Genomic DNA, 24,547 nt, shown 5'->3' on the forward strand with positions numbered 1-24,547 from the left:
TCCGTTGCTATACAGTAATGGCTGATGCAGTTGGGAATATCCCGCCCATAGGTATATCTGATCCGCTTTGCAAACTGCCCACGCCCAGTTTTTCTTGCGTATATTGAAGCGTACGCTCCAATCCAGCCAACAAGCTTACTTGCGGCCGCCAATTCAACCGCTGCATAGCTTCTGTATTACATAAGTAGCTATGATCGATATCCCCGCTTCTTTTAGGAGCGAACCTCGGCTCTTGACCGTTGCACATCCGCTGAATCAATCGATACAGCTCATGAATAGAGGTCGGCTGTGAGGTGCTAATATTGAGGATCAGATTGTCATCCGTCTCCAGTGCAGCAATGTTGGCGCCAGCAACGTCGTCCACATGAATAAAATCACGAGTTTGACTGCCATCTCCATAGATTGTGACCGCTTGATTCCGTGCAGCTCGATCGGTAAAAATCGATATGACACCGCCCTCGCCCTTGGACATTTGCCTTGCGCCGTATACATTCGCATAACGCAGAATCACATATTGATAGCCGTACTGTTCTGCCAATACCCGCAAATACTGTTCCGGGACATACTTTGATAATCCGTATGGCGACAGCGGCATAATCGGATGCTGCTCCTGAATGGGCAAATGCTGCGGCTCTCCATATATCGCTGCTGAGGAGGAATAAATGAATTTTCGCACACCATATTGGCCGCACATCTCCATCAGCCTGATTGAGCCGATAATGTTCGTATTGGCATCTGCAATTGGCTGATGAATCGAGCATTGAACATCACTCTGGGCAGCCAAATGGAATACCGCCTCCGGGCGCTCCCGTTCAAACAAAATTCGCATCTCATCAGAAGCAATATTCAGCTCATAACAGCGTACATGACTAGAAATACTCTCGAAGTACCCGCTCGTTCCGTTATCAACAACGACGACCTGATGGCCAGCTTGAAGCAGACGCTCCACAACATGTGACCCGATAAATCCTGCACCGCCTGTTACCAGCGTCTTCATCCCAACGTCTCCCCTTTCCTCTCCGCAGGAAGTTCCCTCTGCCTGATTCCCCTTGCAGTAGATTGAAGCATGCTTCTATAGAACGCCTCGTGTGCCGCAATAATATCTGCAGGATTGTAATGCTCCTTCACACGCTTCCTTGCCACAGAACCCATGTACTGTCTTATCAGCGGAAAAAGTATAAATTCTCGTATCTGATCCGCAATTCGTTCTACATCGCCAGCCGGTACGAGACTGCCGGTTACCCCATTTACAACAGCGTCTTTCAAACCCGTAACATCAGAAGCAATGACCGGAATCCCTGCCGCACCTGCCTCCAGCACAACGTTCCCAAAGCCCTCGCGATAAGAAGGGAGAACGAGCATCGTCATCAGCGAAAAAAAAGGTGCAAGCCGCTCCTGATACCCTCCTGAAATAATGCGAGGTTCTCGAGCGATTGCACGCTTTGTATGATCCATAATCGGATCGCCTTCTTCTTCATTTCCAAGAATTAATAAATACAAATGAGGAAACTGCGCTTGAACACGCAAGAACGCCTCGACTAACAGATCCAAGCCTTTATCCCTGGTTTGTCTGCCCACAAATCCGATAATCTCGGCCTCTACAGGGATGTTCAACTGCTGACGAATAACCGCTGCTTCAGCTTGCAGCTCTTCCGAAGGCTCGAACTTTGAGGCGTCTACCCCCTTGCAGCTGCCGTGATGCAGCACCTTCACCTTATCGGCAGAAGCAAGGCCAAGCGCAATTAATCGCTGGCGCAAGCTGCCGCTAACCGAAATCACTTGGTGCGCTGCTCTTCCAGAAATCCGCTCCGACCAGGTCAGCATAATTCTCTTCCAACCTTGAAGCGTCTCCAGCCGCAAGCCATGGCATGTATAGATGCGATGGGGCACTCTGCATATCCAAGCAGCCAGCCCCATAATCAGTCCGGCCTTCGGCGTGCCGGTATTGATGAGGTCAGGCTTCCAGCGCCGAATTGCCCGGACTGCATGGAACAGGCTGGCAAGATCGGACAGTAACGAGATTTCCCGCTTCATTGGCACGCGAATATATTCCGCTCCTTCAAGCAGGGCGTCACTAGGCCGATCATCACATATAACTGCAACATCATAGCCTTGATGAATCAACGCATGAATATGCCCCTCGAAAAAGCTGACACTCGCTGCAATCGTAACCGATAGTAAAATTCTTGGCTTTCTTGTGTTGGATTGGCGTCCCCTTACATCGGACTTGGCTGTTATCAGCATATGGCGTCTTCCTTCCGATGATAGGATACATACCAATCCACAAAGTGCTTCAAGCCGACCTCAATCGGTGTATGAGGGCGATATCCAATCTCTCGCTCCAATGCCGAAATATCCGCGTATGTGGCAGGAACATCACCCGGCTGCATCGGGAGCATCTCAATGACCGCCTTCTTTCCTAAATACTGTTCCAGCACCTCGATGAAGCGCATGAGCGAGACCGGCTGATTATTGCCAATGTTGTATACCCGATGCGGAGGCGTCTCACCTTCTCGAGCTGGCGCACGATTCAACAGCTTCATGATTCCTCCAACGATGTCGTCAATGTACGTAAAGTCCCGCTGCATCTCGCCATAGTTGAACACTTGAATCGGCAATCCCTGCGAGATGCGTTCCGCAAAGGAGTAGTATGCCATATCCGGCCTGCCCCAAGGACCGTATACGGTAAAAAATCGCAGCCCCGTGCTTGGAATGTTGAATAGATGGCTATACGCATAGGCCATGAGCTCATTCGATTTCTTGGTAGCGGCATACAAGCTGACCGGCTCATCAGTCTGGTCGGCCACATCAAACGGAATTTTCTTATTTGCACCGTATACCGAACTGGAGGATGCATACAGCAAATGCTGCACAGATACATGCCTGCAAGCTTCCAATACATTTACGAATCCTACGAGATTCGAATCAACATAGGCGCGAGGATTGAGCAGACTATACCGTACACCCGCTTGGGCAGCCAAGTGGACGACGACACCAGGACGAACCTCTTCCATCAACGCGCGAAGCCTGCCTTCCTCCTCGATTCCGAACCGATGCAGTTCAAATTCGCCGCCAGCCTGCTCGCATAAGGCGATTCTCGCTTCCTTCAGTGCGGGATCATAGTAATCATTCACTTGATCGACACCGACGACTCGAATCCCTTGCTCCATACAGCGGCGAGCAACATGCGAACCAATAAATCCAGCTGCTCCCGTTATAATTACCGTCATCTTGACACCAACCTTATAACGGAATGATCGACCCCAGACAAGGCATAATCTCGAAACTCCTGCCAAAAGTCGCTGCGTCTTTGATCCAATGCTTCCTTCGCATATCGCTGCGCAGTCTCATAATTTACTCTTGCTGCTTCAGAACGCTCTCCAGTCTCGCGTATCATTCGACGCAAACGACTAGCGAGTGCGCTCATATCCCCCGCTGGAAAGATCCACTTTTCCGGCAGCAGCTCCGGAATCCCACCCGCGGTCGATCCGATGGCGGGAAGCCCACGGCTCATTGCCTCGATTAAGGCTCTAGGCAGCCCTTCCTGCAAGCTTGGCTGCATATACATATCAAGCGCATCCAACCATTCAAATACGGCCGTTCCGCTAGGCAGCGGCGAATAAAAGTGAACGCGGTCGATGATGCCCAACTGTTCACACAACGCCTTCCAAGGCACTGGGTCGCCCTCTCCCAAGATGCGGAATTCAAAGCGCAGCTCATCCTTAAGCGAGGCAAGCGCATGGAGCGCCGTATGAATTCCTTTGTACCTCGTCGCCATGGAGCCTACCAGCCCAATACGAACGACATCCTTAGAGCCTGCCGTGAATTGCTTCGCAACCTGCTCGACAGCCGGAATCGGAATCTCCACATTCGAGCAATGGGTAGTGCGCCCCCTGCATGGATAATGGGATTGCAGAAAATGTTCCGTAACATAAAGGGCGAACGGAGCACGCTTCACCAGTTGCTTCGTTCGCCACGTCATAATTGGTGCATACACTTTGCCCTGCCATGTTCCATAGTTCCATAATGCATCCCATGCATGGCCCACCACTTCGACTGCCCACGGCTTGCCCAGACGCTTTGCCAGTTGAATCGCTACGGCTCCCGTCTCACTAGGCAATCGGGCAATCAGCGCATCTGACGCCAGCAGACACTCCTTGAGGGCGTGTCTGGCAAGTGCTCGATTTTGAAACTGAGCGATGGGATTACTTAAGTTAGGAACGGCTTGGAACATCACTCGCTCCCCGCTGGACAGCTTCGTATTCGCTGGCTTCTCCTTATCTCCAAGCTGCTTCACGCGTGTCGCGACCGTCACCTCATCGAATACATTCAAGTAACGCTGCCAGACCGTATAATCAAAATAATTATGATACACTCGATTGGCATGAATATCCTGCTCAACCACAACATCATATGCGAACACTAATTTCACGCTTGTTCTCCCTTCCATCTGGCGCTGTGCGAGATTGAATGCAATCCAGCCTGCCCCGCTGCGCCAATATATCCATTATTAGCTTCGAATATTGCTCCGTGACTTGATCCGATACATATCGCTTCATTGCAACCGGACACTCCGACGCCGCATGCCGTCTCTTCCCCTTTGTGTGATTATCGATTGCTTGAGCTTGAAGCTGCATAACAATAGCCTGCACAAGCGCCTCTACATCGCCGCAAGGGATGAGGGCTGCCGCTTCGATTCCATCCAACACCTCTGCTGTTCCTGCAACTGTATTCGTAGCGACAACCGGCGTGCCGCAAGCCACCGCCTCGATTAATGCAGTCGGAAGCCCCTCCACATCTGAAGTCTGTACGAATACATCCGCATGTGCCATATACGGCAGAGGATTTTTTGTAAAGCCAGGGAAGTCGACCGCATGATCGAGTCCAAGCGCAGAACGAAGAGATTCCAATTCATTGCGCAGATGGCCTTCCCCAATAATGACGGCGCGAATTGCTTGCCGTTCATTTATTCGAGCGATAGCATGCAGAAGCAGATCGAACCGCTTTTCCGGCACCAATCTCCCAGCCCCTACTACAACGGGAACTCGCTCTCCCTCTTCCCGCGTGTGCATCCATAAGTGGGGATTCGGTTCCTGTAATCTTTTATAAAAAGATTCATCAATCACTGCATTCGGAATGACATGCACCCGATGGACAGGCACCTGCAGCAGTGTAACAATCTCATCGCCCATATGCTGCGAACAGCCAATTACCGCATCAGCCCTGCTGTACGCCCAGCGGCGTAGCAGATTCGCCCCGATTCGCCGCTTGCGGCTAATCGCGCTATGCTCACACAATATCGCGGCAAACGAATTGCGCAAGAAGCGATTCGCCGCCATCGTCAGTACATTGTTCTCCCACATGTGAGATACAACAACATCAGGACGAATTTCGCACAGGCAGCGAATGAGAGCAGGAAGAGCATGCCTGAGTCTCCGCACCCCCAGCTCTGTCACCTTCACATGCGCTGGAATTCGTTCACTGTACGGACCTTCGAAGCGGTTGACGAGCAAATGAAGCTCGAATTGTTCAGAATTATGGCATTGCAATAAGGAAGCGACGGCCTTCTCAGCACCGCCTCCTGCCATCGAAGTAATGAAATACATCACTCGAGGCTTACAAGCAGAGTCCCGTTTGCGTGCTTGTTGATTCGATGATGGATTCATAAATGAATTCCCCTTGTTCGAGCATTTGACACTGCTTTTCATATTTGGAATTAGACGACAGAACGGCTGACACTGAAGAAGCTATGTCATAGCTAAACCATGATTTTCGGCATCCGACTGTGTGCTGGCTGCCTGCGAATGTGCTGACTCCGCATGATGGCGGCCAGCAGCATAATGCAGCCGATGAAGGCTAAGTTGAATAACAGCTCAGACATGACCGCATGGAATGAACTGCGCTGAAACAAAATAACGAGCGGCAAGCAAACGTATTGCAGCAAGCGGCCCCTCGTCATTCTCATCGTCAAAAATCCAATGATAAAAAATACAATCATCACTCCTGAATACTGTCCATTCATCCATGCTTGCGCAACTGGGGAAAATCCCCGTCCTCCCCCTTCGCCATAGATGTAAGGATAGAAATACCAAACATACCAGTCGCCCAAATTTTTAGGCTTGGCATGCCCAAATGCAGCCTTATAGACCGCAGCTGGAAGCACATAGGCGACGGCGGTCGTATAGGTTGCATCGGCTTCTGGATATGTGTTCGTTGCCGTAATATCCATCGTTACTTGAAAGGAGGAGCCCGTTTCCCCTGCAGAAAAAGACCAATATTTAGCGGGCAATGCACTTAGCGGGATATCCTCCATCAGACTTAAACGAACGGCAGAGAAAAGAGGAGAGAGCAAGAGAAGCAGCGTAATAAAAAACAGCAGGTTCAAGCGGCGGTTTAACGGGATAAAACCCTTCGCGATCAGCACACCTAAACTTGGCAGGAAGGTCGACAAGATGATGCTTCGGCTACCCAATCCCATAAAATAAAACAGCGAAAACGAAAACATCAGGATTAGAAAAAAGCGGAACTGCCATTTTCCCCGAATACTAAGAGCAAGCATAAGCATCGCGCTTGACATGATTGATTTCCAAGGAAGTGACAAGCCTTCCAACTGACGCTGCGCTTGAAAGTTATTCATCCGATTCGAGATGCCGATTACGCTCCATCCCCCTAAACGGCTGAAATCATATATCATGATACAAGCTCCGATGAACAACACAATCAGCGCCGGCCAAAACAAAAATGGATAAGTTAGACCTGCCTCAAGAGATAAAGCGTTCTCTGGTTGGATTGTTTCATTATTGCGACGCGGTGATTTCATAAAGCATCCGGCAATAAACATCCCCGCAACGAGGCATAAGTTTGCTAAAGAGAAGATTTGCAGGTTATCCAGCAATTGTTCTTCCGAGATATCCTGTATCGAACCGAGCAAATCATCGAGCGGATACGCGACCGCATATAGTGTGAAAAACAGCAGCATGACAATGACAATATCCGTGAAGGGCGAACGTATACGGGCCTTATGTACGTACATGATGCCAAATAGAAGATTCAATGCGACCATGAAGACAATGTGACAAAGCACAGGCTCCTGCTTAAAGCCCACGATCAGGAGCGCTCCAGCAGCCAAGGCCGCTAAACAGCATCCGATAAGGACAGCAACAAACATTTTTCGCACACTCATAACCATCATACCCCTAGCTGCTTCATGAATTCGCACTCGCGAATCGATTTGCGCAGCAGCCATGCACTTCCTATAAACTGTACAATGTTGGCACATACCAGTGCGTACGCAGCATGGATTGTCCCGCCCTCAAAGATTATCGAGAGCCACGTATAGGCAAGCAGTACGCCCAACACAACTAGGCTTACCATGAACTGGCTCCAGAACTTGCGCGCAGCCGTTAAGGCAAAGCCGTATAAGGAAGCTGCATAGCCGATGCTTGAGGCAACGGTAATCCACACGAACATGTCTTGATAGGCTGCATATGAAGCGTTATACAGGAGCGTCAAAAGAGGTTTGCCTGCAAGGATAACGGCCAGCAGCAGCAGGAATGATCCACCCCCTATCAGCCAAATCATGCGCTGAAGCAGGTAAATGAGCCCCTTCTTGTCTCCAGAAGCATACAACTGAGCTATACGGGGGCTGGCGCTCTGTCCAATGGCGCTAATTATCGTCGTTCCCGCTACCATCACGTACATTAATGCCGAGAAATAGCCCAATTCTTCATTGCCGTATACATGTGAAATGAAGTAACGAGGTACGTTCGACTGCAACGATACGATCATCATAACAGCCCCCATTGGCCAACAATAGCGCAGCAGACTGCCCCATTCCGCTGTTTTCCAGCTGATACCGAATCCTTCAATGCGTTTCGCTCTTGGCAGATCGTGCAGCAGCAGAACGAGCAGCCAGACAACGGCGTAACCAACAAGTGCTGGGATTAACTGTCCTATCCATACGTATATCGCGCCAAATACCACGAATGAGAAAACGCCGCGCAAAAGCAAGGATGTTGCGCTCCATCGCATCTTCTCGTGCTGCTGCCACCAGCCATAGACGATATCGCATATGGCTTCGATTGTTTTCGCGCAGGTAACGAGTACGATTGCCTTACATACTTGCCCGCTGTACCCGCCGCAGACTGCAAGAAGCAAAGATATCAATAATGCAGTACAAGAGGATACGATTCGGAAACCTACGTATGTTCCCGTACCTAGTTCCTCCAGCTTCCTTCTTGACCCGGGATCCGTCTCACGCTTATTGGGTTTGGTTCGAGTCGCTAGAATACCGCGAAGCTGGAAATTTGTCAGTAAATATACAGGTGCAGTCAAAGCTAAAGCAAGCGAAAATATGCCGACATCCTCTGGACTCCCGAACTTCGCCAGCACAACAAGCATCGCCCATTGACATGCTGCATACACGACATTGCCGATTAGCGTCCAAGAAAATAAGCGGGCCAGAGATGCACCGGCACGTGACTCTGTTTGCTGCACTATGCAGTGATCTATACGGTGATCCGCATGATCTGCTCGTTGTTCTGTGCAGTGATCCGTACGGTGATCCGCTTGATCTGCTCGTTGTTCTGTGCAGTGATCAGTGCGCCACTTTGTTGGTTGATCGATTTGCTGCTCTATGCAGTGCTCTGGTCGTTGCCCTGTATGCTGCTGTTCCTTGCTGCGTGGCCAAGCCACAGAATGACCGTCTGCCATGATTTTAAGCTCCTTAGTTTTGCTTCTAATCCTGCTTACAGCCGGCAGCATGCGGCAAGCTCATCGCTAAACAAGCGTAAGCTGCCCTTCCGACCATGGAATCTCTTCGTATTTTTCCTCATCTGATGGATTGGATGGATGAGCCGCAGACTCGATGGGAATGCACTGCACATAAGAGGGAACAAGCTGCTTCAGCACAGAGCGGATATGGTCTGCTTCATCTGTCAGTACAAGAGACAGCCTTGACAGGTTCGCTTCCAGCATCACTCTTGAATGGATGGCTGGACGGCCAATAAAGATGCGATCATGCTTCGTAGAGGTCAGTCCTTCTTCAGCCGTAAGAAGCTCTTCATACAGCTTCTCACCGGGACGGATTCCGGTGTATTCGATTGAAATATCCACATCCGGCTCGAGCCCGGAAAGACGAATCAAATCCTTAGCCAGCTCCGCGATTTTCGTCGGCTTCCCCATGTCCAGAATGAACACTTCCCCGCCTTTTGCTAAGGAACCCGCTTGGATCACCAATTGAACGGCTTCGGGTATCGTCATGAAATATCGGATCATTTCCGGATGCGTGACCGTTACCGGCCCTCCCGCCATAATTTGCTGTTTAAAACGAGGGATGACACTCCCCCTGCTGCCAAGCACATTTCCTAACCGAACTGAAGTAAATACCGTTTTGCTCGTTACGCTCATGCTCTGCACAATCATTTCTGCAACCCGCTTCGTCGCTCCCATCACGCTTGTCGGATTGACAGCCTTGTCAGTCGAGATCAGCATGAAATAGTCAACATCATAGCAATCTGCGCATTCGGCAACATTTTTGGTGCCAAATACATTGTTTTTACTGCCTCGGCAGGATTCCGCTCCATTAGCGGAACATGCTTGTGGGCAGCCGCATGAAAAACAACATTAGGACGGTAATACGCAAATACCGATTCAATCTTGTCTCTGTCTTGGATATCCGCAATAATCGTCTCAATAAGAAGTGTCGGATAATTATGGCGCAGCTCCATTTCAATTTGATAGATGCTGTTCTCTCCATGACCGAGCAGAATAAGACGATTCGGTGCGAGCGATGCAGCCTGGCGGCACAGTTCCGCACCAATCGACCCTCCTGCACCTGTAATCAGCACCGTTCGATTATGCAGATAGGATGCAATTTCATCTAAATTTTTCCGGACAGGCTCTCTGCCAAGTAAATCCTCTACCCCCACATCTCGAATTTCATTCAATGTAACCTTGCCCTGTATCAGATCATGGATGCTTGGGACCGTTCGCAATCTAGCCTTTGTCTGCTTGCAAATATCGATAATGTCCTTAATATCTCGTCTTGGCGCAGAGGGAGCTGCAATGATAATGCTGTCCACGCTGAGGGAACGTACCAGCTCAGGAATGGCGTGACGATTCCCGATTATCGATACACCGTGCACTTTATAACGGTGCTTGGCTGCGTCGTCATCTACAAATGCCACAGGCACGATGTGCTCATCGGGGCGGTTCAGCATTTCGCTAGCGATTACACTTCCGCAGCTTCCCGCACCAACAATAAGCGCACGCTGCGTAACTGCAACTGAACTGCGTCGCCCAACCGCAAAAGGGTATTTGCGCAGCATGCGCAGGGCAAATCTTGTCCCTCCTACTGTCAGCAGCATCGTCTCAAATATAGTAATAACAAAGGAAAGCGACAGGACAGGAGCCCATACCAAGTTCCAGAGCAGAACAGAAACGATGGTCGTGCAGCTTACTGCTTTTAATATGCTGACCAGTTCCTGGATGCTCGCATATACCCATACCCTTCGGTAAAGCTTAAAAGAATGCAAACTTATAATCGATACAGCCATTGCGAGCAGGGCAAAACTCAGGCATTGCCTGACCAACTCGTTCGTCCATACAAATCCGCAATGTAACGCAAACCCCCACAGTACACTCACACCCGTCAGCAAAATATCCATGCTCATCAATGCTGACATTTTTCTGATGTTATTGTCCAATTGGCCTTCTTCCTTTCCTACACTCTTAAAAGTAACAGCTATACCGTGCCCAACATGCGCTTCATTCGCAAGTAGACGGCACCATGGCACGGTATAACTCTAATACTTTTAAATACATAACTAGATAGGGCATCTAACCCTTCCTCACGCCACACCCTTGACGATGAACGTCTAAGGCTGCCTAGCCCACAGCATGGCCGAGTATCTCCGATGATAGAGGTATAGGAGACATCACCTATCAAATCATTATCTGTGCTCATGCGCCTAACTTAAGGCTTACATAAGCAACAAGCATAAACACGATTAGCGCTTCATACCGGAATAAGCCTGCAAGCCCGCTTCTTGTCTGCCTTTATAGCGATTCAGCACTGTACCTAATAAGTTCGCATTGACTCGCTCCAGTTGAAATTGTGCCTGCTGCAGCCATTTCCGCCTTGTTCGTCCAGACTGGGCTACAAGCAGCACCCCATCGCATCGCAGTGCAATCTGCTTCGCATCATTCACAACCAGCACAGGCGGTGTATCCATAATGACGATGTCATATTGCTCTCTTGCCAGTTGAACAAAACCTTCAAACCGCTTGGAGGCAAACAAATCCGCACTCGGGATTCCTGGCATATAACCTGCAGGGATGACAAAAAGATTTTCAATGGCAGATGCATAGGCTGCATCGACGGGAGCTTCATCAGCATGAATAGCCTGCACGAGACCGCTTCCGCCTTCATGACCGAATATGCCCTTAAAGCTCTGCTTGCGTATATCGCCCTCGATCAACAGCACACGCTTCCCTTCCTGAGCATAAGCGACTGCCAGATTTACTGCCGTTATTGTCTTTCCTTCCCCTGGATAAGCTGAGGTGACTGCAATGACATGAGGCGTCCATACACCACTGTCGCCCTGTATAAATTGCAAGTTGGTGCATAATGCCCGGAAGGATTCGGTAACCGGAGATAAAGCGTTGCGGGCTGTGATCATTGCATAGCTATCGCTGAGTCGCCGCATATACTTCTCCTCCCTTCGAAGGTGAAACTTCATTTTTCGGTGATGCTTTAGAGGAACGCCGTCTTACGTCTTGTCTGCGAATGTACGGGATGATTGCGAGCACATGTGCACCAACGGCAATTTCGACATCTTCTTCTTCTAGAATCCTGTCATCAAAATGCTGGAGAACAAATGCCCCTCCGATGCTCACTACTAAGGCTGCCACTCCGGCAATGATCAAGTTCAAGAGCCGATTCGGCTCAACGGGTGCGGGATGCAAATTGCGATCTGCTGCCGTAAGCAGGGTTACATTATCAATTTGATATAAGTTCGGGATTTTCTTAACAAATATGTTCGTGATGGCATTCACCAAATCAGCTGCCTGACTGTAGGAAGGATCGGTTACGGAAATCGTCATCACTTGCGTGTTGTTCATGGAGGAAACCTTGATTTTGGCAAGCAGTTCATGAGGGGTTAGCTTAAATTCTGGGTGAAGTTTCAGCACATCCTGTGTAATCCAGTCTGTACGTATCAATTCTTTATAGGTTTGGATGAGCTGTATATTCGCATTCAGATCGTTAATGTTGAGGTTGCTCTCCCCTTCAACGATGCGTGTCTTGTTCACGATCAATTTGGTCGACGCTTCGTAATGCGGAACGAGAATGGCATAGCTGTAATAGGCTGATGCAAGAATCGCAATAAGCGCAACCGCCATAATGAATATCTTTCTCTTCCACAATGTACGAAGTATATGCTTCATATCCAGCTCCATTGTTCCATCCTCCTCGTAGTCTGCTGTTCATCGCTTTACAGGGCTACACCGTTGGCACTGGGGTTATCGGTTCATCATGAATGAGGCGCACCGCATTTTCTTGCATCTCTTGAACAAATGATGAACCATACGATTTCTATAGCAGCTCATAATCCTGCTTCCATTCAAAGCCTCTGCGATGTACATGTGCGCATCCGATGCCTGCTACATAGTGGTCAAGTCGAGCGCCTCTGCATCATGTCTTGATCCATCGTCTACTCGGGGCAGCAAATGGCAGTATATATCAATCAAAAAATTATTCCTCCGATTCGGATCTAGGACTAATTTCATAAGTGCGCAATACTCCGAGATATAGTAAAATATGAGAACGGATGTCATTGTGACGATTTGGTGATTATTTTTAAAGTCTGATCGCTTCGTTTTGTTTCGAGGAAACAATGCTTCCATTTTCAGATTTTTTGTTCTAATCAGTATGTAAGTTGAAATATAAGGAATTGACTACAAATTGCATGATTGATACACTTTGTCATAACTCCCTACGGAAAAAGATACATTTTGTATCAAAACTCCATTTTAAACTTACGATACATTTCGTATCATGTCAACTCATAATTCGGATTATTTTTGTGTCTATGTGACATTTTATTTCATCCAAGTTAGCATCGCGGAATTAGAAGGGGGCTCCATTAGCATGAATACGGGAAATCGAATATCGGATTTACGCGAGCAGAAGGGATGGACGCAGGAGGAATTAGCAGAAAAGCTGGGGATTACTCGGGCCGCGCTCTCTCATTATGAAAAAAATCGCAGAAAGCCTGATTTTGAAACCTTGACTACATTAGCTGATTTGTTCGAAGTGTCTATAGATTTTTTGGTTGGTCGCATAGCTGTTCCTGACCTGACACCTCGTGTACGGGAATTTGCAGATTCCTTGGAATTATCGGATGATGCGCTGCTCCAAAAATTCCGGCTTACGATCGATGGAAGAGAACTTACAGATGATGAAGCGCGTCGGTTCATTGCCTTTGTCCGCGCCGAGAGGGCGATGAGATAGCGAGTTCAGACCATCCTATTACAATCGAACATTCCTAGCGCAGGCTAGCTGTCATACAACCAAAACATCCCCCTAGAACGCTCAGGGTTCCAGGAGGATGTTTTTCATTTCTATATTTCTATTCTTCCATGTTTGCATTTTGCATTGCTTGTTCGATTCTATATGAAGAGATCAAGACTGCAGCCTCCTCACCTCTTGAAACCAGACAGTCTCGTTAATACCCAGTTGCTTCAACACGTCAATCACATCAAGCACCATCTTATCAACTGCCGTGGCTGGAGCATCCTCACATCTCTTTATACAGTCCAGCTTCTCTTTCTCCACCTTCTCCATCATTCACGGTCCCTCACTTCTATTATGATGCAAGCTGGCATGTCTTCGCATATTATGGATCATTATAGTCCAGATTGCTAAGGGATGCTGTCGGATATTGGAGCGTTAGTTTAAATATGCTGGTTCTATTTTTGTCGATATAAGGGTTTACGATATTGACTCTGTCGACGAGTACATTTTGCTCCCTGTTTGCTTGGTATCCTGCTTCTGAAGCCATGCATGGATGATGAAACTAATGACCGATAAAATAGCAATGACCATGGAAATGATGGCTACGCCAATAAGTCCGCTCTGATCGTAGGTAACGCCTAGCAAGTATGGCCCTATCATTCTTCCAATGGAGCTGATTCCGCCTGCAACCCCCATATAAAATGGCGCTTCACGCCCAGCCCTGGCTGACAGGAATGCTGGAACAGCAGGAGATACAAGCATTTCTCCGAGGGTTGCGAGCGCCATGCCGAGCACGAAGCCGGCATAATTCGGTACAATCCAGATGATAATGTAAGCTGCGCCATAGAAGATGCCGCTCCAAGTCAGCTGATCCGTAATCCGCTTCGCCACTGTGCGCTTCATCCATGTTGTAATCGGCTGTGCCGCAAAAATGAGTACGCCATTCAGCGTCCACAGCAAGCTGTACATGGAGAATCCCATACCTTGATCAGCTATATGCGGTGCAATGCCGCTTCCCCACAATGAGTTCGCCAGCCAAATGAACATAGCCCCCAAGGACATGAACAAATATATGCGGTAAGCAGCGAGTTTATTCCATATCGTCTGCTCCGGAAGAACCCCTGCTGCCGGCTGTGGTCTGCTGCTTGCATCTACCGCTGAAATTATATCCAACTGATCCGGCACACCGCTTGTCTTCTCGTCCGCAGTTACATCCCTTTCTTCCTTCATTCCCTGCAAGAAACGGTAGAAGAAGAACGCAAAGCCAGCTGACGTGACCCCGTTCAGCAGGAAGGTCAAATTAAATGAGATATCAGCCAGTACACCGCTGAGTGCAGTCCCCAGTGCAACTCCGATGTTGTTCGCGACATAGATGACATTGAACAATTCATCCCGCCGGTCAGACCAGCGGAAGCCAATGAACGATTGGATCGCAGGCATCGATACGGAATTCGTAAGCCCAATGACTCCCATTGTAATAACATAGCCCCACCAGCTCGCATATGCCGTGAATACAAGCGAGCACTGCAAAACAGAGGTAATCGCAAGCGCCCATACAAGCAAGCGCCGAACCCCAACCCGATAGTACAATCCGCCGCCAAGGAACTGTCCAAATACTCCACCAAGCATTTGCATGAGAATGACGAACCCTGCATCAGCCAAGGAACGATTTAACTGCGTGTGAACAAATAGCGTCGTGAGCGGCCACATCAATGCGCCGCCTGTTGAGTTAATCATGCTAGCCCAAATAAAAACATTCATCTCCCGCGTATAATTCCGGAACGCTCCTTTAGGCGAAAGCTTCATTGTATCACCAACAATTTCAGTAGAAGTTGTACAAAGCAAAAAAGCCATGGCCTGAGCCCGGATATTCCAAGCTGCAGACCATAGCTATCATACCATAATTTAGTTTCCGCTAGCACGTGACAAATCACGCATGTTCGCTTCAAATGCCGCAAGCAGCGCCGCTTCTCCGGTCATGCCTTGTGCCTCGACCTTTGCAATTTGCTGCATCATTCGTTTATAGTCCTTCGGAATAACACGGACGAAGCGCCCGCGCGCTCCATTATCCCATTGCTGCAAGATGCGGCCGCCAATTGCGCTGCCTGTCGCTTGCACATGACGTTCAATCATCTCATGAACCTGATGCGCCTCTGCTCCTTCGAGCGGTTCCAACAGCACCATTTCCAAGTTGCAGCGGTTCACGAATGTCTGATCCTCATCCCATACGTAAGCAATGCCTCCCGACATCCCTGCTGCGAAGTTGCGGCCTGTCTTGCCGAGTACGACTACACGGCCTCCGGTCATGTATTCACAGCCGTGATCGCCTACGCCTTCAACGACCACATGTACGCCTGAATTGCGGACGGCGAAGCGCTCGCCTGCTATGCCCCGGATGTAAGCCTCACCGCCAGTAGCTCCATAGAATGCCGTGTTGCCGATAATGACATTCTTTTCTGCCGCGAAGGTTGCAATTGCAGACGGCTTCACGATAATTTTGCCGCCTGAGAGCCCTTTCCCAACATAATCATTGCTGTCGCCTTCAACCGTTAACGTGATGCCGCGTGGAACAAATGCGCCGAAGCTCTGTCCAGCTGACCCAATAAACGTATAGCGAATCGTATCCTCCGGCAATCCTGCCGCTCCATATCGTCTCGTTACTTCACTGCCCAAAATCGTCCCCGTTGCACGGTTTACGTTGCTTATCGGGTAGGTTCCCTCAACAGGCGTTCCCGCTTCCAGCGCTGCTCGAGCTGCAGGAACGAGAGTCTTCATGTCCAGCGTCTCTTCTAGGCCATGATTCTGTTCGCGAACTTGAATACGCGAGGAGCCTTCCGGCATCTCCGGCTGATGCAGCAACGAAGACAGATCGAGATGCTTCGCCTTCCAGTGTTCAATCGCATTCTTCATATCCAAGCATTCTGTACGTCCGATCATGTCATTCAGCGTGCGGAACCCTAGCTCCGCCATCCATTCGCGAAGCTCTTCCGCAATGAACCGCATTAAATTTACAACATGCTGTGGATCGCCTGTGAAGTTTTTGCGCAGTTCTGGATTCTGTGTTGCCACACCGACAGGACATGTATCAAGCTGGCACACCCGCATCATGATACAGCCGACGGCTACAAGCGGCGCTGTGGAGAAACCATATTCCTCTGCACCGAGCAGGGTGGCGATGGCTAGATCGCGTCCTGTCATCATCTTCCCGTCCGTCTCTAAGACAATGCGGTCACGCAAATTGTTCAGGATCAGCGTCTGATGCGTCTCCGCCAATCCAAGCTCCCACGGCAGACCTGCATGGCGGATCGAGCCTTGCGGAGAAGCCCCCGTGCCTCCATCATAACCACTGACGAGGATTACATCTGCACGTCCCTTGGCAACACCGGCGGCAATGGTTCCGACACCGACTTCCGAGACGAGCTTCACGTTGATGCGCGCACGTGGATTCGCATTCTTCAAATCATAGATCAGTTCTGCCAAATCCTCGATTGAGTAAATATCATGGTGCGGTGGCGGCGAAATCAGTCCCACCCCAGGTGTTGAGCCGCGCACTTCAGCGACCCACGGATATACCTTGCGCCCAGGCAACTGTCCGCCTTCTCCCGGCTTCGCTCCCTGCGCCATCTTAATTTGGATCTCATCCGCATTGATTAGATAGTCTGATGTTACACCGAAGCGACCGGAAGCAACCTGCTTAATTGCGCTCCGTCTAGAATCGCCGTTCGCATCCTTCACATAGCGAGCCGGGTTCTCTCCGCCTTCACCGGAATTCGACTTGCCGCCGATGCGGTTCATCGCTATTGCCAAGCTCTCATGCGCTTCTTTCGAAATCGAGCCGAACGACATTGCTCCCGTCTTGAATCGCTTTACAATCGAGTCCACGGATTCTACTTCTTCAAGCGGAACCGCTGGCCCTATGGGTTTTAAGACGAATAAGGAGCGAAGCGTGCGGCTGCTATTGTATTCGCCCTGCACGAGCTTGGAATACTTCTTGAACAGTCGATAATCGTTCGTGCGCACCGCATGCTGGAGCGTATGAATCGTTTGCGGATTGAACAGATGTTCTTCCCCGTCATTGCGCCATTGATATTCGCCCCCGGAATCAAGCTCTGCGTCTCTTCCCGGCTGTGCGGAAAAGCCACGATAATGATGAGACAACGCCTCCTGCGCGACTTCCTCCAATCCAATGCCGCCAATTCGAGACGGCGTCCATGTAAAGTATTGATCGACAAAGTCCTGCTTCAATCCGATGGCTTCAAATATTTGAGCGCCACGGTACGACTGTACTGTGGATATACCCATTTTTGATAGTATTTTCACGACGCCCTTGGTCGCCGCCTTCATATAGTTCTTAACAGCCTTCTCATGGGTAATGCCATGCAATATGCCTTGGCGAATCATATCATCGAGCGTTTCGAATACAACGTACGGGTTCACCACACTGACGCCATAGCCGAGCAGCAGCGCATAATGATGAACCTCGCGCGGCTCGCCCGATTCCAGCAGCAGACTTACCTTCGTACGCGTGCCTTGACGAATTAGATGATGGTGAAGGCATGATACCGCGAGCAGCGCCGGGATTGCAGCCTGTTCCTCCTCTACGCCGCGGTCAGATAAGATAATCAAGTTATGTCCCTTGCCGATGACCCGATCAGCAGCCTCACACATCGTCTTTAAGGCAGCTTCAAGACCTGCCGCTCCCTCAGATGCCGTGAATAGAATCGGTATCGTAATCGATTTGAATCCCGGCCGGCGAATGTGGCGCAGCTTAGCGAAATCCTCATTTGAAAGCACCGGCGAATCCAACTTAATTTGTCGGCAGCTCTCCGGCTCGGGAAGTAGAAGATTTCGTTCAGGTCCAATCGTCGTGCTCGTCGCGGTCACGATTTCTTCCCGAATGGCGTCGATAGGCGGATTCGTAACTTGGGCGAATAATTGCTTGAAATAGTTGTACAGCCGCTGCGGGCGTTCGGATAGAACAGCCAGCGGCGCATCGTACCCCATTGATCCCAGCGGCTCTACACCTGTAGCCGCCATAGGCTCGATAATTTTGCGCAGCTCCTCGTACGTATAGCCGAACGCCTGCTGGCGTTGCTGCACATTTTCATGCTTCGGCTCCGGTACTTCCGGTGCATCCGGCAAATCTTCAAGCCCTACTAAATGCTCATCGAGCCAGGACTGATACGGGTTCTCTTCCGCAATCTGCGCCTTCACTTCCTCATCCGAAATGATGCAGCCCTTCTCCGTATCAACGACAAGCATCCGTCCCGGGCGCAGCCGATCCTTATATGCGATCTGCTCAGGTGGAATATCTAGCACGCCCGCTTCTGAACTGAGCACGATCATATTGTCCTTCGTCACATAATAACGGGATGGGCGCAATCCGTTCCGATCCAAGGTGGCGACAATTTGCACGCCGTCCGTGAACGCCATGGCGGCAGGACCATCCCAAGGCTCCATGAGACAGCTGTGGTATTCATAAAAAGCTCTCTTCGCAGGATCCATGCTGTCATGGTTGTTCCATGGCTCCGGCACCATCATCATAGCAACATGCGACAACGGGCGGCCCGCTAAATACAGAAATTCAAAGGTGTTGTCGAACATGCCTGTATCCGAGCCATCATCATTGATGACCGGTTTCACCTTCTCCAAATCAGCGCCGAAAACATCAGATGCGAACAGTGTCTGGCGGGCATGCATCCAGTTCACGTTGCCGCGCAGCGTGTTGATCTCACCGTTGTGGATCATATAACGATACGGATGTGCACGCTCCCAGCTCGGAAATGTATTTGTGCTGAAGCGCGAATGTATAAGAGCTATTGCTGATTCGAGCGAGTCATGCTGCAAATCGAGATAAAATTGACCGACTTGCTCGGTCGTCAGCATTCCTTTGTATACGACTTTCCGGCACGACATGCTCGAAATATAGAACGTACCCGCTTCTTCTTCGCCAGTATACCGAATTTCCTGCTCTGCCCGCTTGCGAATCATATACAGTTTACGCTCAAAGGCAAGCTCATTCTCGATATTTTCGCTCCGTGCAATGAACATCTGGCGTACATAAGGCTGGACGGCTTTCGCTGATTGACCAAGGCCCTCTCCATTCGTCGGAACGGTGCGGAACCCGAGCAAGGTCTGCCCCTCCTCCTCAACAATGCGGCGAAGACGAGCTTCATGCGCTTCACGCACGCGCTCATTTTGTGTCAGGAACAGCATGCCTACGCCATATAGACCTGCATCAGGAAGTGCAATTCCTTGCTGTTCCATCTCTCTGACAAAGAAACGATGCGGGATTTGCAGCATGATCCCTGCTCCATCCCCTGTATTCGGCTCGCTTCCCTGACCGCCGCGATGCTCCATATTTACCAGCATCTGCAGCGCCTGACGTACAATATCGTGAGACTTTTCCCCTTTAATATGAGCGATAAAGCCCATACCGCACGCATCTTTTTCATACCTTGGATCATATAATCCTTGCTTGGGAGGTAATCCGTTCAGTTTCATACGAAGCAACCTTTCTATAATAAAGTGATCGACATACGCTACATAGATTCGACAACATTTCACACGTCCACATGATGAATTCATAATTATTCATTTGTATTGATTCATTATTTTAACATCGTGCCAACTTGATGGCAATTTAATATTTTTATGCCCTTGATAAGATATAATAGTCGGTAATTTCTTTGTATAGAGCCAATAGAACCTATTCCCACCCCGTGCATAAATCATTATAAATGTTTATAAATTCTTGTTCTTTTTTGCATTTTTCGACACACATAATCCAATTTCTTCTTAAAAAAAGTATAGGTTGAACGAGTTTATATGTATTTATATTCATTGTATCGCATATTCATATAATTTATGGAACATTCATATGGACAGTACCGCACAGTCATTTGTCATATTTACAAATCTATAAATATAGATATAATAAAGCGTATGGATCCTTTACTCATTTGCAAAGCATTATCCAATGATACACGCCTCAATATTTTACAGTGGTTAAAGCACCCAGAGGAGCATTTCGACGAAGAGAAATATATTCAGTATGGAATTTCTTTTGCTACAGGCGTATGCGTTGGCGATATTCAGAAAAAAACAGGGCTTGCGCAATCGGTCATCTCAAGCTATCTGCTCTCCATGCAGCAGGCTGGATTATTGGAGTCTGAACGAGTCGGCAAATGGACGTACTATCGCCGTAATGAACAAACAATACGAGAATACGCCGAGTATGTTACCCATCATTTATAGGAAAGGAGGAAGTTCTTCTTTTTTTGTATCTTCAAATCTACATATATAGATATTTATTTATTAGGATTAGATTGAACATGCTTGAATCATTATGAGATGAAATGGAGTCACCTTGAAAATGAGTAAAACAAACCCTTTACTGCTTCTTATCCTGTCACTTGGAGTATTTGGCATTATTACGACGGAAATGGGTATTGTAGGCGTGCTGCCTCAAATTTCACAGAAATTTCAGATCACCGCTTCTGAAGCTGGATGGCTCGTAAGTTTATTTGCACTGATTGTAGCCATCAGCGGCCCGTTCCTAACCTTGATTGCTTCCCGATTTAATCGTAAGAGCGTTCTGCTCACGGCAATTTCCATGTTCGTGCTGTCTAATATCGTCTATGCTTTCACCTCGCATTTTGAGATTATGCTGCTCTTTCGGATATTGCCTGCTTTGTTCCATCCTGTATTCTTCTCCATTGCGCTCGTAGCTGCTGCAAGCCTGGTTCCCCCGGAACAAAGCGGCAAGGCAGTCGTACGCGTATTTGCTGGGATCACTGTAGGATTTGCATTCGGAGTGCCAATTACATCCTATTTAGCGGAGCGCATTTCGTTATCGGCCTCTTTCTTATTTGGAGCAGTGGTGAATGCTATCGCATTGATTGGTTTGCTCATTTGGCTGCCATCGATGCCAGTCAAGGAGAAAATGTCTTACGGCAAGCAGCTTGGCATTTTGCGCAAGCCAGGACTTTGGCTTAACATTGCAGCCGTTATCTTTATCTTCGCAGCTATGTTCTCCGTGTATAGTTATTTTGCCGAATATACGAGCCAGATTACTCGGATGAACGGCTCACTCATCAGTATTATGCTTATGGTATTCGGACTTGTCATGATAATCGGGAATTTTCTGTTCGGAACCTTACTGCAAAAGAATACAACAAAAACGATTTTGCTGTTCCCTCTTCTGTATTCGTTCGTGTATTTGCTTGTCTATTATGCAGGAACCTGTCTGTTTCTTATGATTGGGATGATATTCATTTGGGGAACCGTGCATTCTGGAGGGCTGATTGTCAGCCAAACCTGGTTGACGTCAGAAGCCAAGGAAGCACCTGAATTCGGCAACAGTCTATTCGTATCCTTCTCTAACTTGGGGATTACCATTGGTACTGCAGTTGCAGGCTTCATGATTTCCCAGCTCGGCATGCATCAGCTTATCTGGTGCGGAATCGGATTCTCTCTGCTCGCATTTGCCACGATTACAATCAAAATGAAGCTATTCAGTGCTGCTGCCCCAGAAGGTGCAAGTGCCTAGCGTGTAACCCTATTGCGAATTATCTGAACATTGATATCAAAAAAAGGGACTGCCCCAGCAGTCCCTTTTTACAGGCTGTCGTTCACCATATTCCACGAAAGTTGATTATTTCGCACTTACACGCATCGAAGTACTCTTTCCATCGAAGGTAAACTTCAGGGTTGCACTGCCCTTGGCAGCGGCCTGTACCGTACCTCTTGCTGCTTTGATCTTCAAGTTGGAAGGAACGAATGTCACGGAAGAAGTCACATCTACAACTTCACCCGTATCATAAATCGCTTGCACCTTCCACGAAGCAGACTGACCGATGCCCAGCTTTACACTCGTCGGATTCGACTCAAGCTTCAGCAAGCGAGGCTTGACATGTACGACCACTTCGAGCTTTCTGCCTTGATACTCTCCGACCAGCTTCGTGCTGCCGATCGCTACACCCTTCACTGTAGCGCCGCGCACGGTCGCTACCTTTTCATTCTCAACCGTCCACTTAATGCGTGAACCAAGAGCAATTGTCTTGCCATTTCTATATGTCCCTGTCACCTTAACAGATTGGGACTTATTCACGTTCGTGCGAACCTCGGAAGGTACGATAGCGTACTTCACGATTTCCTCTTCAACTGTCACCTTAATTGACAGTTTCACATTCGAGAACGTACCTGTCAGCGTTACACGCCCAGCAATAAGCCCCTTCATCTTCCCGTCGCGAACGAGCAGATTTGGAGAACTTGACTCCCATTTTACTTGAGTCGTTACATTCTCTTCTGTTCCATCTGCATAAATGACATTCACTTCAGGCAATGGCTGCTCGCGGCCGGTCACGACGCTAACATCCGTGTTGTTTGCCTGCAATAGGAGCGCCTTGCGCTGAACGGTTACTTCTAATAGAAGTGATTGATTGCGAACATTCGCAGTCAGAGTTGCCGTTCCCGCTGCTACTGCCTTCATTTTGCCGTCCTTAATGGAGACAACACTTTCATTCGAGGACGTCCAGTGCACCAATTCCGATACATCCAGCGTATTGCCGCTCAGAGCAACACCGCTGATTTTAGGCATAGGCTTCACATCTTCCAAGATCAAGTTCTGCTTGCGATTATCGCCTGGCTTCGCATCCTTATCTTCTTCTGTCCACTTTAGCTTCTCGATCGTTGGATATACCGTAATTTCAACGGATTTAGTCAAGCCTTTGTAAGAAGCAGTTATCGTTGCTGTGCCCTCACTCTTCGCATACACCTTGCCGTGATCTACAGTTGCAGCCATCAGGTTGCTGGAAGTCCATTCCGCAAGGTCTGTCACTTCCTGCTGATTGTCCGCAGAGTTAAGCACGAAGGTCTGCACTTGAAGCGTTCCATCCCCAAGCATAACATGCTGCTTCTGATCCGGTGTAATGCGCATTGCTTGGTAAGAAGCGCGCACGACTACTGTAATGGACTGCGAGGAGCCCAAGTAGCTAGCGGTTACGGTTGCTGTTCCCACATTAATTGGCTTGACGACCCCGTTTTTCACTTCAGCGATATTCGCATCGCTCGTTGTCCAATCCGCCTTATCAGTTACATCTTCAAGCTTTCCATCTGTTGTCTTCGCCTTAGCTGTTACCGTTTGGGACGCCGCGCCATATTCAAATTCAATCAGCTTCTCCGGCGACAGTTCCAGCTTGTCATAAGGCTGTTCGACCTTCAGCTCGATTTTTTTGCTCAAGCCTTTATGCTTGATGGTAATGTCCGTCTTCCCTTTAGACTTCAGTGTGATTACACCTTTATTCACGTCAGCAACATCCGTACTGGAGGAAGTCCAGGAAGCCTCCGACGTGACATCATTATTCGTACTCGTCGACTGGTCGAGGGCGAATACCTTCCAAGTGAGCTTATCTCCAAGCTTAGCTGACACTTCATTCCCAACTTCTTGAGAAGTGTCTCCTACTTTAACAACCAATTGATCAAATAAATATTCAGATACAACCGTTTTCTTCAACGTATATCCTTGGTACTTAACTGTAATTTCTGAAGTGCCCTTGCCTACACCACTCACCCAACCTGCATCCACCTTAACCGCACTTGGATTCGATGTGGTCCATGTAGCCAAGCTTGTAACATCCTTCTTGTCAGTCTTGCCGCTGACTGTGCCCAGCACCTTCAGCTGCACGGAGGATCCCTCTACCGTGACGTATACAGGGGATACATTTGATTCAAAAGCAATACCTGTAATCGTATCTTCCGCATTTGCGATGCCTTGCAGCGGCAGCATGCCAATGAGCAGCGCCAATACAAGCGTTAGGCTGAGCCATGTCGATTTTCTTCTTGATGGGTACACCTTATCTTCTCCCTTCCCGTTCTGCTCGTATGAGTTCCCATAGGAACAAAAAAGTACATATCTACTATAACGGTAAAATGGAGAAAAATTATTATCTTATGCGGATAACTTCTTGTCAGAGGAAGCCATTTTGATACTATAGTCCTATTTCTTACGAGATTGAAAGAGTGCTGTCA

Annotated in this window: 16 protein-coding genes and 1 pseudogene; 3 read left to right on the forward strand and 14 right to left on the reverse strand. The window is 48.8% G+C overall.

All coding sequences use genetic code 11. The features are described 5' to 3' along the window. Positions 1 to 7: 7 nt before the first annotated feature. The 10 genes and pseudogenes from PAV_RS00255 to PAV_RS00300 all read right to left on the reverse strand — a co-directional run bounded on the left by PAV_RS00255 (position 8) and on the right by PAV_RS00300 (position 12,459). The gene (locus PAV_RS00255; RefSeq protein ID WP_005542590.1) at positions 8 to 997 is read right to left on the reverse strand and encodes an NAD-dependent epimerase/dehydratase family protein; all 990 of its coding nucleotides are present in this window, start codon (positions 995 to 997) and stop codon (positions 8 to 10) included. Continuing rightward, entirely contained in the window at positions 994 to 2,244 is a 1,251-nt protein-coding gene (locus PAV_RS00260; RefSeq protein ID WP_005542591.1) for a glycosyltransferase family 4 protein, read from the reverse strand. Before PAV_RS00260 ends, PAV_RS00255 begins: the two co-directional genes overlap by 4 nt. Then, positions 2,238 to 3,230 (reverse strand): NAD-dependent epimerase, encoded by a 993-nt coding sequence (locus PAV_RS00265; protein ID WP_005542592.1) that lies wholly within the window; start codon positions 3,228 to 3,230, stop codon positions 2,238 to 2,240. The genes PAV_RS00260 and PAV_RS00265 overlap by 7 nt, the downstream gene beginning before the upstream one ends. Next, entirely contained in the window at positions 3,227 to 4,432 is a 1,206-nt protein-coding gene (locus tag PAV_RS00270) for a glycosyltransferase family 4 protein (protein WP_005542593.1), read from the reverse strand. The genes PAV_RS00265 and PAV_RS00270 overlap by 4 nt, the downstream gene beginning before the upstream one ends. Next, positions 4,410 to 5,666, reverse strand: coding sequence for a glycosyltransferase (locus PAV_RS00275; RefSeq protein WP_005542595.1), 1,257 nt, complete (start codon positions 5,664 to 5,666; stop codon positions 4,410 to 4,412). The genes PAV_RS00270 and PAV_RS00275 overlap by 23 nt, the downstream gene beginning before the upstream one ends. Positions 5,667 to 5,758: 92 nt before the next feature. After that, complete coding sequence (wzy, locus tag PAV_RS00280) at positions 5,759 to 7,183, reverse strand: O-antigen polysaccharide polymerase Wzy (protein WP_040734811.1); 1,425 nt, start codon at positions 7,181 to 7,183, stop codon at positions 5,759 to 5,761. A 5-nt stretch (positions 7,184 to 7,188) separates the two neighbouring features. Beyond that, a complete protein-coding gene (locus tag PAV_RS00285; RefSeq protein WP_005542599.1) occupies positions 7,189 to 8,712 on the reverse strand; it encodes a lipopolysaccharide biosynthesis protein in 1,524 nt (507 codons plus the stop codon). A 66-nt stretch (positions 8,713 to 8,778) separates the two neighbouring features. After that, positions 8,779 to 10,685 (reverse strand): annotated as a pseudogene (locus PAV_RS37460) (polysaccharide biosynthesis protein). A 324-nt stretch (positions 10,686 to 11,009) separates the two neighbouring features. Then, entirely contained in the window at positions 11,010 to 11,708 is a 699-nt protein-coding gene (locus PAV_RS00295; RefSeq protein ID WP_005542605.1) for a CpsD/CapB family tyrosine-protein kinase, read from the reverse strand. After that, entirely contained in the window at positions 11,689 to 12,459 is a 771-nt protein-coding gene (locus PAV_RS00300) for a YveK family protein (protein ID WP_005542606.1), read from the reverse strand. The genes PAV_RS00295 and PAV_RS00300 overlap by 20 nt, the downstream gene beginning before the upstream one ends. Positions 12,460 to 13,150: 691 nt before the next feature. Here PAV_RS00300 and PAV_RS00305 point away from each other — a divergent pair. Beyond that, positions 13,151 to 13,513: a helix-turn-helix domain-containing protein gene (locus tag PAV_RS00305; protein ID WP_005542607.1), complete on the forward strand. Its 363-nt coding sequence runs from the start codon at positions 13,151 to 13,153 to the stop codon at positions 13,511 to 13,513. 171 nt (positions 13,514 to 13,684) lie between these two features. Here the strand turns inward: PAV_RS00305 and PAV_RS34335 are convergent, their stop codons facing one another. From PAV_RS34335 to gltB, 3 genes are all read right to left on the reverse strand, one after another. Continuing rightward, entirely contained in the window at positions 13,685 to 13,849 is a 165-nt protein-coding gene (locus PAV_RS34335; protein WP_005542608.1) for a hypothetical protein, read from the reverse strand. Positions 13,850 to 13,993: 144 nt separating this feature from the next. Continuing rightward, positions 13,994 to 15,322 carry an MFS transporter gene (locus PAV_RS00310; RefSeq protein WP_040735054.1) on the reverse strand — a complete coding sequence of 443 codons (1,329 nt, stop codon included), beginning with the start codon at positions 15,320 to 15,322 and terminating at the stop codon, positions 13,994 to 13,996. Positions 15,323 to 15,421: 99 nt separating this feature from the next. Continuing rightward, entirely contained in the window at positions 15,422 to 20,020 is a 4,599-nt protein-coding gene (gene gltB, locus PAV_RS00315; protein ID WP_005542610.1) for a glutamate synthase large subunit, read from the reverse strand. A 441-nt stretch (positions 20,021 to 20,461) separates the two neighbouring features. On the opposite strand from gltB, the gene PAV_RS00320 reads away from it, so the two are divergent. Further along, the gene (locus PAV_RS00320) at positions 20,462 to 20,773 is read left to right on the forward strand and encodes an ArsR/SmtB family transcription factor (protein WP_040734812.1); all 312 of its coding nucleotides are present in this window, start codon (positions 20,462 to 20,464) and stop codon (positions 20,771 to 20,773) included. Positions 20,774 to 20,891: 118 nt separating this feature from the next. Further along, entirely contained in the window at positions 20,892 to 22,067 is a 1,176-nt protein-coding gene (locus tag PAV_RS00325) for an MFS transporter (RefSeq protein WP_005542612.1), read from the forward strand. Positions 22,068 to 22,172: 105 nt separating this feature from the next. Here PAV_RS00325 and PAV_RS00330 read toward each other — a convergent pair whose 3' ends face one another. Continuing rightward, a complete protein-coding gene (locus tag PAV_RS00330) occupies positions 22,173 to 24,371 on the reverse strand; it encodes an Ig-like domain-containing protein (RefSeq protein WP_005542613.1) in 2,199 nt (732 codons plus the stop codon). Positions 24,372 to 24,547: the final 176 nt, after the last annotated feature.

It is taken from the genome of Paenibacillus alvei DSM 29, from assembly GCF_000293805.1.
GTDB classification, from domain to species: domain Bacteria; phylum Bacillota; class Bacilli; order Paenibacillales; family Paenibacillaceae; genus Paenibacillus_B; species Paenibacillus_B alvei.

Coding starts and splice junctions, on each gene's coding strand:
- PAV_RS00255 (WP_005542590.1), bottom strand. CDS start 997: ATGAAGACGCTGGTAACAGGCGGTGCAGGATTTATCGGGTCACATGTT.
- PAV_RS00260 (WP_005542591.1), bottom strand. CDS start 2,244: ATGCTGATAACAGCCAAGTCCGATGTAAGGGGACGCCAATCCAACACA.
- PAV_RS00265 (WP_005542592.1), bottom strand. CDS start 3,230: ATGACGGTAATTATAACGGGAGCAGCTGGATTTATTGGTTCGCATGTT.
- PAV_RS00275 (WP_005542595.1), bottom strand. CDS start 5,666: ATGAATCCATCATCGAATCAACAAGCACGCAAACGGGACTCTGCTTGT.
- wzy (WP_040734811.1), bottom strand. CDS start 7,183: ATGAGTGTGCGAAAAATGTTTGTTGCTGTCCTTATCGGATGCTGTTTA.
- PAV_RS00285 (WP_005542599.1), bottom strand. CDS start 8,712: ATGGCAGACGGTCATTCTGTGGCTTGGCCACGCAGCAAGGAACAGCAG.
- PAV_RS00295 (WP_005542605.1), bottom strand. CDS start 11,708: ATGCGGCGACTCAGCGATAGCTATGCAATGATCACAGCCCGCAACGCT.
- PAV_RS00300 (WP_005542606.1), bottom strand. CDS start 12,459: ATGGAGCTGGATATGAAGCATATACTTCGTACATTGTGGAAGAGAAAG.
- PAV_RS00305 (WP_005542607.1), top strand. CDS start 13,151: ATGAATACGGGAAATCGAATATCGGATTTACGCGAGCAGAAGGGATGG.
- PAV_RS34335 (WP_005542608.1), bottom strand. CDS start 13,849: ATGATGGAGAAGGTGGAGAAAGAGAAGCTGGACTGTATAAAGAGATGT.
- PAV_RS00310 (WP_040735054.1), bottom strand. CDS start 15,322: ATGAAGCTTTCGCCTAAAGGAGCGTTCCGGAATTATACGCGGGAGATG.
- gltB (WP_005542610.1), bottom strand. CDS start 20,020: ATGAAACTGAACGGATTACCTCCCAAGCAAGGATTATATGATCCAAGG.
- PAV_RS00320 (WP_040734812.1), top strand. CDS start 20,462: ATGGATCCTTTACTCATTTGCAAAGCATTATCCAATGATACACGCCTC.
- PAV_RS00325 (WP_005542612.1), top strand. CDS start 20,892: ATGAGTAAAACAAACCCTTTACTGCTTCTTATCCTGTCACTTGGAGTA.